The sequence below is a fragment of the Methylobacterium sp. NMS14P genome, assembly GCF_028583545.1.
Lineage (GTDB): Bacteria > Pseudomonadota > Alphaproteobacteria > Rhizobiales > Beijerinckiaceae > Methylobacterium.
In genome coordinates this window covers 1-14,818 of the sequence record NZ_CP087108.1, presented here as the reverse complement: position 1 = coordinate 14,818, position 14,818 = coordinate 1, and the positions used below count along the sequence as shown (strand labels likewise).

The following is a 14,818-nucleotide window of genomic DNA, read 5'->3' as shown; positions in this document are numbered from 1 at the left end:
CTTTTGCAGGGCGGCGTCGATCCCTTCCATGATGACGTCGTGCACCTTCACGTCACGGGTGAACGCGATCTCGCGAAGGCGTCGATGCACCTCTCGCGGCAAGTAGACAGATGTATGGACGACGTCGGGCCGGGGGCGACGGCCGGTGGGCTTCGGAGCCGGTGCCGCAGCCGAAGGCTCGACGGATGGGGATGTGCGTTCGTCTGCCGCCGCTGGCTCGCTCGGCGCAGATCCCGGTAGGATCAGCCCGCCGATCAGGGAAGGGCGCTTCGTCATGCCTTGGCTGCCTTCATCTTGCGATCCGCCCAGGCCCAGAGGGCACGCAGCTCGTCGGCCGCCTTGCCCTCGGGCGCATACTCCGTGACGCCTTTCCCGGCCGCCAGCGCGTCTTGATGGTCTGCCCTCTGGGTCAGTGCCGGCTCAGCCAAGACGCCGAACATACCCAAGCCGCTCGCGGCCTCAGAGGTTCGAGCCGACCGTCCCGCCGGGCATTGGTTGAGCACGAAGGCGAACCGGTCCCGCATGCCGAGCCGCATCAGCGTCTCGATGGTCGGCATGGTCGCTTGGAGATCAAGGCGCGAGGGGCGGGCGGGGATGAGAGCCAGGTCTGCCGCCTGCATTGCGAGGTTGCCGCCAGTCGAAGCCACGCCGGCCGTGTCGAGAACCGCGAGTGTGAACCCTTGCTGGCCGAGCGCGGCCAGGATCTGCGGCAACTCAGCCAGCCGATCGGCGCCGAGGCGATCAACCGCCGGCGCCTCCTCCGTCCGGTTGTCGCCCCATGCCGCAAGCGATCCCTGCGGGTCCAAGTCGAGGGCTACCACCTTCTCGCCAGCCTCGGCCGCCGCGACTGCGAGGCTCGCTGTGATCGTGGTTTTGCCGCTTCCGCCTTTTTGTGTGACGAGTGTGATCGTGCGCATGGGACCTCGTAGTGCTGTCGCGCTGTAGCAGGGAAGCGTGACAGTAGGAAAGCGCTATGGCTCCATCATGCTACAGCGCCAAAGCGCGGTCATGCTGTAGCGCTACAGCACGATAGCGCGCCGCTTCACGGCTTGAGCGCCGACCTGTATCCCAATGAATGGAGAACGGACGGCCGCTTAGTATCCTCAGCCAATGGCCCACATCCTCATTCGCGTCGCCAACGAGGCTGACTGGCGGACCTATCACGCCATCCGGCGCACCGTTCTCTGGGAGGACCGGGGTCTCAGCGGATATGACGAGACCCTCGCCGAAGAGCGGCTACCCAATCACCATCCGCTCCTGCAGATCTTCAAAGGAAGGGGCATCGGCACAACAAGGCTCGACGACCTTCGGGACGGTACGGGCATCGTGAGGCTCGTAGCCATCGCCGCACCCGATCGCGGGCAGGGCCATGGACGTATCTTGAACGCCAAGGTGGAGGAGTGCGCACACCGGCTCGGCATCCGCGTCTTGTTGGTGAATGCGGCCGCAGCGGCAGAGGGGTTCTACATCGCGACAGGATGGCGTCGCCTAGTAGGGCATCTGCCACTGGCGCTCGGGCGTGCCGGCAATTGCATTCCGATGCAGAAAGCGATCATAGTTCTGTAGTGCTACAGCATGACAGTGCTGTGGTGTGATGGCGCCATAGCGGCGCAACGCTGTGACCTTATCTCTAACACACCAGCCGCGGACGCGGTCGGGATGTGCGCGAGACCGAGCGAGCCGTGATGATATGGCCGCCCGGCCAGCATCGGAAGCTTCCGTCTGCCGTTGACGCGGACATGTCAGGACGTCGACCACTCGCGCATGACCTCATCCGCTGGTCGGTCGAGATGAACCTCTCCGCCCTCGATCGCGCGCACGAAATCGACCGGGATGAAGTGGTGCAGGCCACCCGCGGCTGCGTCCTTCTTGGTCAGCTTGATCTCGCCCTTGTCGATATGATCGACGGTTCCGACGTGTTTCCCGTCCGAGCCAACTACCTCGGCATGCTCCTGGATCTGCGCGACATCGACCATCGGTCTCACTCCCTGTTGAGCAGCCGTAACCGGAGTCCAAACGGCGATGTTCCGGCTCAGTTGGCTGGCACCGAATGAGTGGGCGCTGAGGCAGGTCATGGACGGGGCAGGGGCGCCGCGGTAGGCCTCCGGCATGGCAAAAGAGATCCCCAGCGTCGTCGACCTGCGCCGGAAGTCCGAGGTGACGGACGAGGAGATCGAGGCGGCTACCGCTGCCTATCTGAAGGATGAGAACGCCGGACCGTTCGCCTTCAAGTCGGGCCACACCGTCGACGTGGCTAAGGCGATCGAGATGCACCCGCAGGCCAAGAAGCTCCTCGCGGACAAAGACACCACGCCCGGGCTGCGCCGCACGATGGTGAAAACCGCCGTCGTCATGGGCTTTCCGATCCGGGGGTAAGCGGGTCCTTTCCCTGCCGTCCGCCACTTAGATCGGCCATTCGGATCCGGCCTACAATCATGGCCGCTGCTTTGGTCGCGTATGGATAGGTCGACTGCTCGGAGAAGATGCCATCCGAGGATGATACGATCCAGCGGAAACACCCAGGGTACGAAGGGCAGGGCACCGCCGCGAGCCTGTATGTGCGGGACAAGGCTTCAGCCTCATTGATCAGACAAAGCCGTGAAGTCGGAAGAGCCCCGGCAAGGGCCCTTCCGGTTGGCGATAAGTGCCTCACATGCGGTGCATCATCCGCTTGCGCATCATCTTCTTCCGCATCATCCGCTTCTTCATCATCATGCGCTCGCTGTGCGTCATGCGAACCTGGGCGACGCTAGACTGGCCGGCCTGAAGGCCGCTGACAAACATTGGTGCAGCTGACACCGAACTGGCACCGAGGGCGACGCTGCTGAGCAGGGCAGCCGCCGCAAGCGCAAAAGTCATCTTCATGCGAGATCTCCCTAGGACCACGGACTGATCGCCCGCATGGCTGACGAAAGCCCACGACGCTCGACTGGGTTCCTGAAAGCAATCGACTTTTGCGTAGTACCCATCAAATGATAGATACAATAGGCCTGCTGTTGCGGATGAGCGGGCCAGAAAAATTCAGGCGCCGATCGATACTCTTGCTCATGGCTCTCTGAAACTATTTAGCTGCAGCCTCTGTTCTCCGTGGGCGTGGTCACTCTGGCCTCGCAATCGCCGGAGCCATCTGTGGCACGTACCCCTACCCTGATCCTCGCGGCTTGCCTGGCGGCAGGCGCCCTCCTCCCAGCGGATGCCGCGACGAAGAAGGTGCAGGTACCGAACCAGTTCGACGGCGCCTGGACGATCGTGGCGACCACGGTTGAGGGCCCCTGCTCGGCCAGCACGAGCTACCGGGTGCAGATTAAGGACAGCGACGCCTCAATCCCCGGAGAGGAAGTCGACATTGATGGTGGCGTGTCGGCCGGCGGCACCGTGCAGGCCACGATCACCCAGGGCTCGAACAAGGTGCCGATCGCCGGCAGCCTGACCGCAAAGGGCAGCGGCAGTGGCACGTGGCGCACGTCGGGCGGCTTGGTGGAGTGCAGCGGGAGTTGGAGTGCCAAGCGAGCGAGCTGACGAGCGACGGTTCTGAGCCGTTGGCCATCAAGGCGTTGGCATATTCCACACGCAGGAAGCTGCGTGCTCCGGACGGACGCCGAACAGGTGCACCGTGGGGCGCCTACTCGTCATCCCACTTCATGGCATCCAGCCTGATCGACGCGACCTCCATTCCAGTTCCGTCCACGTCGATCACGAGCGCGATCTCGGCGTCGCGCTGGGCAATCTCTGCCTCTGCGAGCCGCTTGGCCGCAGTACGATCTTCGAGGCCCTCGGCCTCGCCGATAACAGCGCCATCTCGGCGAAATTCAACGCGGTAGGTCATGGCTTCATATGCCATGTGCAACCGACTGGCTCAAAGGCTCGATCTGGTCGCGCCAGGAGGCGACGGCGGGCGAGAAGTTCGGACGTGCCGGCGGGATACGGCCGAATGGTTGCCGGTCCGCTAACCGTCCACTCGGCCCCGACCCGATCTGCTCACGGGGCGGGGGAGCGCCAGATCTCACCAGCGTGTGAGCCTTAGAGCCTATCCTTAAGAGGTACAGAACTGGATCCACCTCAAGCAATTGACAGGTCATGGAGGTGGCCATGACAGACCTTCGCGCTCTTCCTGCCAGTCTCGTGCTCTGCATATTATGCGGAGTGCCCCTCTCGGCTCAGACAGGCACTACCGGAACCGGCGGTGGCCCGCTCTCCGCTGAAAAGGCACCAAACACCACTACGGTCGGGCAGACAAAGCCACCGAGCCGTGATGCCAGCCCTACATCGTTCAAGCCTATCGAGCGCCGGACATCTCGTCAGGCGACGGATGATAAGATCGGCAGAAGCATCTGTATCGGCTGCGGGCCCGATCCGAGCGCAACAGGCGCTCTTCCAACAAGGGCGCCTCTGCAAAAGCCCGACGTTCGGCTCGATGAGCTTCGTGCAGCGACCGAACCGAAGAAACAGTCGGATCTGAACACCTTCGAGCTGGCGTCGGCGCACCGTGAACGAGCGGAGTCGGCACAGGAGAAGACTGACGGACTCTGGCAGTCCTGGCTGGTGTCGGTTTGTGATGGCTGCGGAGACCAGAAATCCGCGAAGGCGCGCCGTCTGGAAGATTGGCCGAACCGCAATGCTCCGCTGACGACAGGGGCGGTCGGCACCAAGGTCGTGCCCGAACAGGTGCGCCGCGCGGAGATGAGGCGGGCGGAGGCGCGCCACCACGGAGCCTTCGAGGCTGACCTATCGCCTGAACACGTCGACTCGATCCGGCGCATGCCGCAGCGTTGAGCCAGACGGTGTACTACTGATCCGTGACGGAGAAGCTGGCTCGTGCCTGCATCACCAACCGACCGTCCTCGTCGTAGGCGCGTGCTGTAAGGTCGGTCTCTCCACTTTCTTCCGCCTCGTCATGGAGGATCGCCGCCAGCGTGTGACGGAGGATAGTGCGCAGAGCATCGTAACTCGGTAGCTCTACGCCCTCCTCGTCTTGAACCTCGTGACCGATGGCCGTGCTGATGAAGTAGCGTGACACTCACGCCTCCTGGATCAGGGGCCCCTCTGTCGCAAACACAAGCGGGCCATGCCGGTTCGGTGAACCACCTGATACGCCCTGCGAAACACCTTCAGCATGGCTACCGGCAGATGCTGAGCCCTCATCCCTGACGCGTCAGCCGACAATCGATACACTGGCGGACGATGTACAAGCTCCCGCCTGGAAGCCTCTACCGGCTTCGCACGCTCGCCGAGACCGGCGCCCGCTTCTATCAGGTGAGCGGCTACATGCGTCGCATGGAGGTGCTGGGATTGGTCATAGCCACGGGGCGAACGGATCCGGATACGAAGAACGTCGAGTACCGCATCACCGATGCCGGCCGAGCTGAGCTCGAGGAGCGGCACGGTCTGTCCTTGTCCAAATCGTTCGATGACAAGGCATGATGCGACTTGAGCCTGAGCGCCAGGGTGAAGTTGGCCGGAGAGGGTCAGGCGCCTCAGATTGAAAAAGCCCGCGCCGGCGGATCGGGCAGGCCTTTCCCTGATCCGAGCCTCGGGTGTTGAGAACGGTACGCATCCGGCGAAGGCCGCCTTGTGAGCTGGCCCTTTGAGGCTGAGGTCATAGGAGTAATCCTAGGACCTTGAGCATGACCCAGGCGGGTATCGAACTGGTGAGGGCCGAGCGGCGTCGACGCTGGACGCGGGTGACCCACCTGACGTTCTCCATCGTCCCGCTAGCTATGTTCGCGCCCCGTTCTATCTGCTCATCGTGCGGGCGGAGCGGCAGAATGGCGAGACGAGGCGTCTTCGTGCGGGCCGAGGAGGTCGCCTTTCTGGAGGAGGTCCGGCGCTGGCGGCAGCAGTGCGTCCTAGTCCTCACGAGGGCCACGCCGCAGGGCCCGCTCTACAACGCGACCTCGAAGGTGATTGAGGCGATCGATGATGTCGCCGAGGTCGTGACCGGCGATCGGCGGACCTTCTACCAGCGGGACGCGACCACGCCCGGCGAGGCCCTGCCACCCGTGAAGTGGCGCACGGTGAAGTAGCGGCCCCGCGCGGTCCGCAAACGAAGTTCACACGGTGAGTCGCTGGCAGGTGTGCCCGCAGCCGCAAGTTGAACACGATTTCTTCAACAGACAGTCGTTATCGCTGACGATGACGCGTGGGACGCGATGCTCGTCAAGGGCTTCGCTTCGCTCTCTTCCCCTATCGCAACCACAGGTAAGCGGCAGCGCCCGATCGGTCGCGCTCCGTGACCGTATTGGGATCATCATCCGTGAGCTTCACCGTCACCGCCCGTGAGTCTGCGCGCCGGTTCGCCTTCCAGCACGCCTCTCTGCTGAACGCGCTGGATCAGGGCATGAGCCTGATTGCCGCCGGGATGGCGGATGTGCTCATCGCGGATGGAAGCGGCCCGGCTCGGACCCCGGCAGATTTGTACCGACATCTGTTCGGCGGGAGCAGTGCCGAGACTGCTGGCGTGTCCGAAAGGCGGCATACGAGCTTAGCCGTAGCCGCGTGAGGGCTCACTGGTCCTTTCGTGGTCCAGTTTGACGACGTGCAATCCGAGTGCTGACGTGGGTGGGTGCGGTTCAGCGCCGTTGCAAGCAACAGGCCCGATTGGTCTGCCGATGATGCAGCCGCCATCGGCACGCACCGGGAACTGATCGCGAATGGTGTAGTGTATGACGAAGTACCGTTGTTGGGCCTCAACAGCGACCCGCGGTCGGGCCACGGATTGAAACGCCCACGTGCGGATCGGCAGGCGGGAAGCTGGCGCCGGCAGCGCGCAGGACCTGTATCAGAGCGTTGAGCTGTGCGGTGGTGACGGCCGGCTCGCCTGGGCTGCCCTCTGCTCGCGCCAGGACACTCAGAGGCACCTTGGCACGCTTGGCTAGCTCCGCTGGCGCTAAGCCTACGGAGAACCGTGCCGCGAGAAGCTGCGGGCCCGTGATCACCCTCGTCTACTCCTATGGCCGAGCGGTTTCGGCGTGGGTGTCTGTCTCACAAGCAAGGTGGAGGCGCTACTTGCCCCCACCACCCTTGTAGGCCGTGATCGCACGCCGGCAGTTCTCCGAAATCTTGTCCATGTTCTTCTTAAAACATGCGTCCATCTCCGGGCTGTCCGGATCATTGCCGCTGCAGAACGTGACCGCATCGCCGGAGCAGTAGGTCTTCAGATCTTTATTCCCACGCTTTGAGGCCGACGCATCTGGAGCCCCAAGCACGGGAGTCGCGACGGCGATGAGGCCGAGTGCCAGGATGACGCTTCGCATATTGGATGCCCGGTCGGAGGAATTCGTTGATGCGCTAACGGCTTGGCTCGGTGATCTATCCCTTCTGCCGATGGAACTGAGGTTCGCTCCCTTCGCGGCAGTCGGGTTGTGACCGATCGTCGAGTTGCTACCTACCGCCGGCCTTCTCGTAGGCGTCGATGGCACGACGGCAATTCGGGGACATCCGGCTCAGGTTTTTCTTAAAGCAGGCGTCCATCTGCGGGCTGTTCGGATCAATGCCGGCGCAGAATGCGAGGGCGTCACCCGCACAGTTGGTTTGTAGGTCTGCGTTGCCGCGGTTGGGCGCCTGCGCCAAGGTGGGCGCGACGATAGTAACGAGGCCGAAAGCGAGGATCAGGCTGCGCACGTTTGGTCCCTGAGCGGAATGGTCCGACGACGCACAACGAAGCTGGCGCCAGATTGGTCCCTTCCGCTCCCGAAACCCGATCCCGCCCCGCCGCGGTTCTCGAGGATGGAAAGGCCGGCGGTCATGCCTGTAGATCCGCGGCCACCACCACGATGGCTGCCGTGAAAGCCGCGACGGCACAGTCCTCGAAGGCGTACTTCAAACCCGCAGCTTCAAGCGCACGTTCGACGCTCACGAGCACCACCGCCACGCCGATGGCGAGCATCCGGCCTATGATGACGTTCATCCGGTCGGCTCGGAGTTTGCGTCGGACTCTTCAATGCCAAGCCACTCCAGCGCCTCTGCACGCGTGTCGAAGGCGTGCTGCTGGGCCGTGAAGGGCTCAGGTCGCTCGGCAGGCGATAGCTCATTGAGGAGGTCGACAAGCCATTCCCGCGCTGTCCCGCCGCGGTCGACTTCACGCACAAGGGACGCTACGACGGCGCCATCCAGCAGGACGTCGTAGCTGCCGGGAGCGAGCTGCTGGACGGTGTAAGTCACGACTGATCCTTGGTCCGGAAGCCCGCGAAGAAGCGCGTCAGGCCCTGTAGGTCACCGTCTGCTGAAACCTCGTCAGCGGGCGGAGTGTTCGGCTCGTGCCAGTGTCGGCGCATCCCGTCGCCCCACGACTCCGCAGCTCGCGCCCGGTAGCGCGGAGGCGAAGGCCGCCTGGCGCGCGGCCTGCCATCAGCATTCGATCCGGGCCCTACCGCTCCACGACTGCCCCGAGTTGAACCACCCGACAGGCGGCGCCTGGACCACGCGGGGTCTGCTCCGAGCCATGGAGGCCGGCGAGATCACCGTGGCCGAGTTCGCCCGCCTGCAGCCCATCGCCAGCGAGCGGGAGCTCCACCTCGCCCAGATCACCCACGAACTGCGCATCGGGGAGCTGTTCGCCCTGGCTCATGCGGATGAGTACCCCGTGGCGTCGGACGAGGACGCTCCGGCTCCTCGCACTCCGGATCCTGTTCTCGCGGCCATCGCCTCAAGCCAGAGTGCCGAGGCTGCGATGACGGCCTTTGCCGCGTCCGCCGCCGGCCGCCGCATGACGGACGCCGAGCGGATCCAAGAGGAGGTTATCGAGCGGGATCAACGAGCCACCCGCGCGGCGGTCTGGGCCACCGTGCCGAGCACTGCCGAGGGCCGTGCCGCGCTCGTCCGGCATGCGGCTTACCAGGCGGAACTCACCTTCGGCGCCGACTGGCGAGCCAAGGCGCAGCAGGAGTTTTTCGGCGATTTCCTCTTGGCCTCGCTCGCTGCTGTCGAGGCCGAGACAGGGAACGGAGGGGTCTGATCCCTCCCGCCTTCCCGTATCCGTGCGTACCGCCCCGGCCGGATCCCGCCGTGCCTTCCCATCACATCCTGAGACCTGATCCCATGGGCGACGTGCTCACCTTCACCCCGCGTCCGAAACCAACCGCTTCGGAGGCCCTACCGCCGCTCGCTGGGGCCGACTTACGCGCCAGCCTCGAGGAGGCGGCACAGACTGCCCTCGACGCGGCCGACCGCATCATCGCCGTGCTCGATCGCATGGACGGCGATGCGGACGACGAGGCCGGCGCCGACGCTGAGCCCTCGCTGGCCGCGCCCGAGAACCACGATGGGAGCAAGGTCGTCTACATGCGCGGCGGCGATCAGGACCGCGAGGCCGAGGCGCCCGAGGTCACCCTTCCGGAAGTCCCGGCCGATGCGATCGTGATCCATGTCCCACCGATGCGTTGGGGCGGCCGCGGGAACGTACTCGCTGCGGCCGGCATAACGCTCCTCAATTTGGTCGGCAGATCAGGCTCGTGAAACGGCGGCAGATCAGCCCTGTGGCCAGGCGTAGATCTCATGCCGCCTATCCCCGTGATAAAACCAATGCACTCCACTGCTCAGATCAATCCCGTTTGAAGAATATGATTGTGCGATGCTCTGGATGATCGCCTCTGCATCTGCGCGATCTGAGATGTCGTATGCCAGCATAACGGGAGGGCGGTTTTTCGGACCAATACATTCGCGGACAAAAATGCAATGAGACATCGAATATCTCCTCTGCTTTTGGTGCCCATAGAAGATATGTAATTATGCGGACCGCAGCGAGGAGGTTCAATTCATGCGGCAATATTGGTTAATTAAATATAATAAACAATGATCGAACAGATTCGTTGCTGTCGGCGAAGCACGCTTCGATCTCACCGAGGTGCGTTGAACCGCTTCACTCATGCTCGGTGTCCACGGATCTGAACAACCCAATCGTGGGCGATCGCCTCATAGCCATATAAGGCCCTCTCGCAACGCCAGTTCGCGCTGAGCCTGCTCCTTGATGTGGTTCGCGATCGCCGGGCTTCGAACCTTCCGGCGCAAACTGTCTTCTGTATGCCCCGCGAAGGGACGGTTCGACTGCCACCGGTCACGGATCACCGCGTGGACCATGCCGCCAAATGCCAAGGGTGTTTTTGAGTGTGCAATGACCGGAGCCGCCTTCGGCGGCGTTCTGCGCCGAACGGGCGTGACCTGTTCGGAGCCCAGCTTGGAACGAGCAGTCTTTCGGTTTTTTGGTATGCGCTTGGACAAGGATCGCTCCAGGGTGCCACTGAACGCCCGCGCAAACACGGACATCCGAAACATCGGCCTCCCTCGTGGCTCCATGCTGTAGAGCTTGCTGCGAGCAATATCTGTGCGGCGGGTGCGTGTCTCGGGCTAAAATGACATATTGGACAAAATTGTTTCTTAGTATTGCTTTATAATAAATCGCAGTAGTTCAGAAGCACCAGAGATTTATTGTACGCCAGATGACATATCCTAAGATTGGTCTTGGCATGAGTGGCGGACCATGCCGAAGCCCCTCTTTCGCTGAGGAAGCCCCTCGCAAGCAGCCGGTCATCAGCCCTGCGTCACTGTTTCGGGAGGTGGATATCTCAAGGGATAAGCAATTGGTGAGCTTATAGGCATTGACTCCGCCGAAGGGGCGATAGTCCTTGTTGCATGTCGCGCCTGCCGTCGCTCTACATCGACACCACCACCCTGCCGGCAGAGGTCGGCTTTGAGACGTGGCGCCGCCTCATGGCGCCGATGTACGACATACGCCCAAGCGCTCACGGTCTGCGTCAGCCTGGCGGCAGCACCATCGTCTATCCACTCGGCGACCTCATCGCCAACCGCACGCTGTTCTCCACCCAACACATCACGCGCGATCGCCGGCGGGTCGAGACCACCCCAGATCACATCACGTTCCAGCTCTGGCGCACTGGCGGTTTCTCGGGGCTGGTCGAGGATACGAACACTACCTGCGGGCCGGGCACCGTCGCGCTGTCAGATCGGAGGCGGACCCTCGATCTGCAGTTTGCTGCCGCCGACACACTCGGGCTGATCGTGCCGCGCGCACTGCTGTCGGGCTTAGACCTTGAGGGGCGCAGCGTGCGCTTCGACCCCGTGCGTAACCGCCTTCTGACGGCGCGGCTGACAGCACTCTATCGTCAGCTCGCCCACACTGAGATGGCGGAGGTACCCGCGCTACGGACCGAACTCCTCGCGTTCCTGCGCGGCATCCTCGACCGCTCGCGGGCCTCCGATGTCTTAGAGAGAAGGGAACTCGACCGCGGGCTGCTTGTGCTCGCTGAGCGGCACATACGGGCGCGCATGGCCGATCCGGATCTGACGCCGGCCGCGATCGCGTTGGAGTTGGGGGTGTCGCGCTCGGCTCTCTACCGATTGTTCGGCCGATTAGGCGGGGTTCGAGCTTACCTGCACGAGCAGCGGTTGCTGGCACTGCATGGTGCACTCGCCGATCCGCTGGAGATGAGGAGCGTGGCTCGCCTGGCCGAGAGGCACGGCTTCAGCACGTCGGCCTACTTCAGCCGCAGCTTCCGCGCACGTTTCGGATTGACGCCGCGCGACTGGCGGGCAACCGAACGCGAGCGGGTGCGAGCTCGGTGGCAGGCGACACCCGAGCGGTTCATCCGGCAGTTCGAGCAGCTTGGACAGCGTCAATAGCTCTGTAGACACCCGGCCGGCCTACAGCGTCGGTCTGGTGGCGCAGCGTAGATCCGGGGGCCTGATCAAGCGTCATGCCCGTCCCTACCCGAGGTCGACCGGCGTGCCGCTTCTTTCGCTAACGCGTGCAGCAGCGCCTTGGTGAATGCCTGCATCTCGAGTGTTCCGTGCTCCGACACGATCTCGTGCGCTTTGCGGCAGGCATCGACCATCTCGTCGAACTCGTCATCGTCGGCACCGATGCTCACTGCACGCCTACCTGCGCTTGAAGGTTCTCGCGCGATAGGTGCTAGGCAGATCCTCCGCACAGACATAAGTTGTGTTCAGGAGAGCGAATTGCGCGTCTGAGAGGTCGATCATGCGTCATCCAGCATGGGGATCAGTCGCTTCCACGAGCCGTCGCCAGCGTGGTCATGACGCGGTTCGCCGCATCGCCACGAGCCTCGGATGTCCCGTCGAGACACTCACGCGGGCCGCGCACCTCGAGTCCTACCCGAATGAGATGGCCGAACTCGTCCGGCTCTGGTTTAAGATCGAGGATCCCGCTGTGCGCCAAGCTCTTCTCGCCGAGGTGCGCAAGGTGGCCATGAGGTAGCAGCTCGGCACCCACCCGAGAATTGATTGCGGCGTGGATCAGCCGGCAGCGCAAATCTAACGTGTGTTCGAGCGGCCTCGTCATCCACGAGGTAGGTAGCCTGGCCTCCGGGATGCCCGAACATGACACGCAGAGACGACGATCCGAGCGATCGGCCGGGCACGGGTGCAGCGGCCGCGCTGCATCACATCGCTGAGGCGCTTGGCTGCTCGCCCGAGACATTCTTCCAGCAGGCTGAGCCCGAAAGCGACCTCACAAGTGCAAAAGAGCTGCTACGCTTATGGGCAGACCTTCCTGACTCTCAAGCTCGACGGCGGATCCTGTCCCAAATCCGCTGGGAGGTAGAACGCTGCCACGAGGTTGGGCGCATAGCCCTGTGACCTGACCGGTATTTTGGACCGAGCCGAGTGGGAGGCTACTGCATGGCCGCTGCCATGGGTAGCCGGAAGGCCAGATCCGGGTAGCTGACAGGCGCGGGCGGCCGATAGCCCAGGGACGAGTGCGGCCGGACGCGGTTGTAGGTAGTTTGCCAAAGACCGATCACGATCTGTGCCTCCTTCAGCGAGTAGAAAATCTCCTGTCTCAGGCACTCATCCTGAAGCTTTCCATTGAAGCTCTCGCAGTACCCGTTCTCCCACGGCGAGCCGGGTGCGATGTACTGGATCTGCGAGCCAGCTTTGGCGACCCATTTGCGCAGCGCCTTCGAGATCATCTCAGGGCCATTATCGCAGCGGATGTGCTTCGGGATGCCGTGCAGGCACATGGCGTCGGCCAGCGTCTCGATCACGCCGACGCTGTTGATGCGTCGCGCCACCTTCAGCGCCAGACAAGCCCGGCTATGCTCGTCGATCAGCGTGAGGACCGGGAGCGAGCGTCCGTCGTGGGTCCGCGCTTGCACGAAGTCGAAGCTCCAGACGTGGTTGCGGTGGAGCGGCCGTAGCCGCACGCACGAGCCGTCATTCAGCCAAAGCCGGCTGCGCGGCCGGTGCTTCTGCGGGACCTTCAGCCCCTCGCGACGCCAGATGCGCTGAACCCGATCCCTGCCCACCTGCCACCCTGCTGCCTGCAGCAGCGCGGTGACGCGGCGATAGCCATAGCGTCCGTACTCGGACGCCAGGGCGATGATGGCGCGGGTCAGCTCATCCTCGTCCGTCAGCACGGTCGGCACGTAGCGTTGCGTGCCGCGGTGCTGACCGACGATCCGGCAGGCGTGACGTTCCGAGAGGCCGTACTTCTCCCGGATGCCGTCGACCGCCTGCCGGCACCGCTCGGGGGCTACAAGTTTCCCGAGGCGACGTCCGCCAGCACCTGCTTCTCCAGGGACAGGTCAGCCACGAGCCGCCGCAGCCGCGCGTTCTCGCGCTCCAGGTCCTTCATCTTCCTGGCCTGGTCGACTTGGAGGCCGCCGTACTCCTTGCGCCAGCGATAATAACTCTGCTCGGAGATCTCCGCCTCCTTGCACGCCAGTGACAAACTCTTGCCCTGGGCTGTCTGCACCTCGATCTGGCGCAGCTTCAGTACCACCTGCTCCGCGCTCGTCTTCTGACCTCGCCGCATGTCCGACTCCTTCGGTCCTGGCTGATCCTCTCAATCAGCCCGGTCCAAAGCCAGCCGGTCAGGTCACCTGGGCTAGCTACCACGACCCATCCGAAATCAAAGCGATCGCGAGCACAAGCAGGGCTATCCCGGCCTGGGCTGCCAACCCACCAGCGTAGCGGATTTCGCCAAGGCGAGCCGGTGCCGGAGGCCCGCCTGCGATGCCGGGCGATCCACAGTGGGGCCGGTTGTCGTTCACCTGGCTGGCGGGGCTCAATGCTCCGTGCCTTCCATGTTCGGCCGGGGTTCACCGCCATGATGGTGGATAATGTTCGAACGTTCCGGGCTGCCTTTGGCGTCCGCGACCTGTTTGCGGGCCGCCGCGGCTATGAACCAGATACCGCCGAGAGTGCCGAGGGCCAGGATCAGGAGTGGTATACCGTCGCTCATTGCGGTGCCTCCTGGGAGGATCGGCCGCCAAAGCGCGGGGCCATCCCAGGCAAACCGAACTCGCGGCGCTAAGATCCTGCCTCTTGGACGGATCGGCGCGATGCCGAGCGGCAGGAAGTTACGGTTTGGTCGGACGCGCTGCCATGAGGGCGGTCGCCAGCCCGTTCCGGAACGTCTTTTCCTGCGGCCCAGCCCGCTCCACCCGATCGAGGCCGGGCGTCGCGTCCACGATGGCTGCGATGTCGAGGCTATGGCCGCTCATGAACCGGTAAGGGCCGGTCGCCGGATCTCGCATGAAGCAGTCGATCGCCGCGACGATTTCCCGGCTGCTGATGATGCCTGCTTTGCGAAGGTCCGCGAGGGTCGAAAGTCTGGCCGGCATGGTTGCGCTGATCATCCCTCGAAGTTGCCTCTCACCGGATCTGCTCACCCCGTGAGCCCACCCGGCCAACCCTTATAAGATACCAAGACCGAAACCGGGCGTGCTCACCGGGTTTTCGGAGGGCACCCGACGAGCCGGATGCGACGGCCATAGCTCGGCTGTGGCGGAGTACGTAGCCGCACGATTTCCTATTTTGGCTTGCGTCGTTCGGGTGATGATCG

Annotated in this window: 24 protein-coding genes; 10 read left to right on the top strand and 14 right to left on the bottom strand. The window is 63.6% G+C overall.

Features of this window, described 5'->3' with window-relative positions; translation table 11 throughout:
• Positions 1-272: 272 nt before the first annotated feature.
• The gene (locus tag LOK46_RS32515; protein ID WP_273565280.1) at positions 273-917 is read right to left on the bottom strand and encodes a nucleotide-binding protein; all 645 of its coding nucleotides are present in this window, start codon (positions 915-917) and stop codon (positions 273-275) included.
• 193 nt (positions 918-1,110) lie between these two features.
• Here LOK46_RS32515 and LOK46_RS32510 point away from each other — a divergent pair, with 193 nt between their 5' ends.
• Positions 1,111-1,566 carry a GNAT family N-acetyltransferase gene (locus LOK46_RS32510; RefSeq protein ID WP_273565279.1) on the top strand — a complete coding sequence of 152 codons (456 nt, stop codon included), beginning with the start codon at positions 1,111-1,113 and terminating at the stop codon, positions 1,564-1,566.
• Positions 1,567-1,742: 176 nt separating this feature from the next.
• Here the strand turns inward: LOK46_RS32510 and LOK46_RS32505 are convergent, their stop codons facing one another.
• The gene (locus LOK46_RS32505) at positions 1,743-1,976 is read right to left on the bottom strand and encodes a DUF2171 domain-containing protein (protein WP_273565278.1); all 234 of its coding nucleotides are present in this window, start codon (positions 1,974-1,976) and stop codon (positions 1,743-1,745) included.
• Between the two features lie 133 nt (positions 1,977-2,109).
• Between LOK46_RS32505 and LOK46_RS32500 the strand changes: the two genes are divergently transcribed.
• Complete coding sequence (locus LOK46_RS32500) at positions 2,110-2,376, top strand: hypothetical protein (RefSeq protein WP_273565277.1); 267 nt, start codon at positions 2,110-2,112, stop codon at positions 2,374-2,376.
• 273 nt (positions 2,377-2,649) lie between these two features.
• Here the strand turns inward: LOK46_RS32500 and LOK46_RS32495 are convergent, their stop codons facing one another.
• On the bottom strand, positions 2,650-2,865 hold the full coding sequence (locus LOK46_RS32495) for a hypothetical protein (protein ID WP_273565276.1): 216 nt from the start codon (positions 2,863-2,865) through the stop codon (positions 2,650-2,652).
• 264 nt (positions 2,866-3,129) lie between these two features.
• Between LOK46_RS32495 and LOK46_RS32490 the strand changes: the two genes are divergently transcribed.
• Positions 3,130-3,519 carry a heme utilization protein gene (locus LOK46_RS32490; RefSeq protein ID WP_273565275.1) on the top strand — a complete coding sequence of 130 codons (390 nt, stop codon included), beginning with the start codon at positions 3,130-3,132 and terminating at the stop codon, positions 3,517-3,519.
• Positions 3,520-3,622: 103 nt separating this feature from the next.
• Here the strand turns inward: LOK46_RS32490 and LOK46_RS32485 are convergent, their stop codons facing one another.
• Complete coding sequence (locus tag LOK46_RS32485) at positions 3,623-3,826, bottom strand: hypothetical protein (RefSeq protein WP_273565274.1); 204 nt, start codon at positions 3,824-3,826, stop codon at positions 3,623-3,625.
• 263 nt (positions 3,827-4,089) lie between these two features.
• Here LOK46_RS32485 and LOK46_RS32480 point away from each other — a divergent pair, with 263 nt between their 5' ends.
• Positions 4,090-4,773: a hypothetical protein gene (locus tag LOK46_RS32480; protein ID WP_273565273.1), complete on the top strand. Its 684-nt coding sequence runs from the start codon at positions 4,090-4,092 to the stop codon at positions 4,771-4,773.
• A 13-nt stretch (positions 4,774-4,786) separates the two neighbouring features.
• Here LOK46_RS32480 and LOK46_RS32475 read toward each other — a convergent pair whose 3' ends face one another.
• A complete protein-coding gene (locus LOK46_RS32475; protein ID WP_273565272.1) occupies positions 4,787-5,017 on the bottom strand; it encodes a DUF6894 family protein in 231 nt (76 codons plus the stop codon).
• Positions 5,018-5,181: 164 nt separating this feature from the next.
• Here LOK46_RS32475 and LOK46_RS32470 point away from each other — a divergent pair, with 164 nt between their 5' ends.
• From LOK46_RS32470 to LOK46_RS32460, 3 genes are all read left to right on the top strand, one after another.
• Positions 5,182-5,421 carry a hypothetical protein gene (locus LOK46_RS32470; protein ID WP_273565271.1) on the top strand — a complete coding sequence of 80 codons (240 nt, stop codon included), beginning with the start codon at positions 5,182-5,184 and terminating at the stop codon, positions 5,419-5,421.
• A 344-nt stretch (positions 5,422-5,765) separates the two neighbouring features.
• Positions 5,766-6,023, top strand: coding sequence for a hypothetical protein (locus tag LOK46_RS32465; RefSeq protein ID WP_273565270.1), 258 nt, complete (start codon positions 5,766-5,768; stop codon positions 6,021-6,023).
• A gap of 230 nt (positions 6,024-6,253) precedes the next feature.
• Entirely contained in the window at positions 6,254-6,499 is a 246-nt protein-coding gene (locus LOK46_RS32460; RefSeq protein WP_273565269.1) for a hypothetical protein, read from the top strand.
• A gap of 502 nt (positions 6,500-7,001) precedes the next feature.
• Here the strand turns inward: LOK46_RS32460 and LOK46_RS32455 are convergent.
• From LOK46_RS32455 to LOK46_RS32440, 4 genes are all read right to left on the bottom strand, one after another.
• Positions 7,002-7,253 (bottom strand): 3',5'-cyclic-nucleotide phosphodiesterase, encoded by a 252-nt coding sequence (locus LOK46_RS32455; protein WP_273565268.1) that lies wholly within the window; start codon positions 7,251-7,253, stop codon positions 7,002-7,004.
• A 127-nt stretch (positions 7,254-7,380) separates the two neighbouring features.
• Positions 7,381-7,620 carry a 3',5'-cyclic-nucleotide phosphodiesterase gene (locus LOK46_RS32450; protein ID WP_273565267.1) on the bottom strand — a complete coding sequence of 80 codons (240 nt, stop codon included), beginning with the start codon at positions 7,618-7,620 and terminating at the stop codon, positions 7,381-7,383.
• A gap of 121 nt (positions 7,621-7,741) precedes the next feature.
• Entirely contained in the window at positions 7,742-7,906 is a 165-nt protein-coding gene (locus LOK46_RS32445; protein WP_273565266.1) for a hypothetical protein, read from the bottom strand.
• Entirely contained in the window at positions 7,903-8,160 is a 258-nt protein-coding gene (locus tag LOK46_RS32440; protein ID WP_273565265.1) for a hypothetical protein, read from the bottom strand. Before LOK46_RS32440 ends, LOK46_RS32445 begins: the two co-directional genes overlap by 4 nt.
• Before the next feature lie 301 nt (positions 8,161-8,461).
• On the opposite strand from LOK46_RS32440, the gene LOK46_RS32435 reads away from it, so the two are divergent.
• A complete protein-coding gene (locus LOK46_RS32435; protein WP_273565264.1) occupies positions 8,462-8,953 on the top strand; it encodes a hypothetical protein in 492 nt (163 codons plus the stop codon).
• Between the two features lie 83 nt (positions 8,954-9,036).
• Entirely contained in the window at positions 9,037-9,453 is a 417-nt protein-coding gene (locus tag LOK46_RS32430) for a hypothetical protein (RefSeq protein ID WP_273565263.1), read from the top strand.
• Positions 9,454-9,909: 456 nt separating this feature from the next.
• Here LOK46_RS32430 and LOK46_RS32425 read toward each other — a convergent pair whose 3' ends face one another.
• Complete coding sequence (locus tag LOK46_RS32425) at positions 9,910-10,215, bottom strand: hypothetical protein (protein WP_273565262.1); 306 nt, start codon at positions 10,213-10,215, stop codon at positions 9,910-9,912.
• 411 nt (positions 10,216-10,626) lie between these two features.
• On the opposite strand from LOK46_RS32425, the gene LOK46_RS32420 reads away from it, so the two are divergent.
• Complete coding sequence (locus tag LOK46_RS32420) at positions 10,627-11,634, top strand: helix-turn-helix domain-containing protein (RefSeq protein ID WP_273565261.1); 1,008 nt, start codon at positions 10,627-10,629, stop codon at positions 11,632-11,634.
• Between the two features lie 65 nt (positions 11,635-11,699).
• Here LOK46_RS32420 and LOK46_RS32415 read toward each other — a convergent pair whose 3' ends face one another.
• From LOK46_RS32415 to LOK46_RS32400, 4 genes are all read right to left on the bottom strand, one after another.
• Complete coding sequence (locus LOK46_RS32415; protein WP_273565260.1) at positions 11,700-11,882, bottom strand: hypothetical protein; 183 nt, start codon at positions 11,880-11,882, stop codon at positions 11,700-11,702.
• 762 nt (positions 11,883-12,644) lie between these two features.
• A protein-coding gene (locus LOK46_RS32410) for an IS3 family transposase (RefSeq protein ID WP_273565259.1) occupies positions 12,645-13,786 on the bottom strand; the annotation gives its coding sequence in 2 pieces (ribosomal slippage) (positions 12,645-13,519 and positions 13,519-13,786; 1,143 coding nt in all).
• Between the two features lie 252 nt (positions 13,787-14,038).
• Entirely contained in the window at positions 14,039-14,215 is a 177-nt protein-coding gene (locus tag LOK46_RS32405) for a hypothetical protein (protein WP_273565258.1), read from the bottom strand.
• Positions 14,216-14,333: 118 nt separating this feature from the next.
• Entirely contained in the window at positions 14,334-14,612 is a 279-nt protein-coding gene (locus LOK46_RS32400; RefSeq protein ID WP_273565257.1) for a hypothetical protein, read from the bottom strand.
• Between the last annotated feature and the right edge of the window lie 206 nt (positions 14,613-14,818).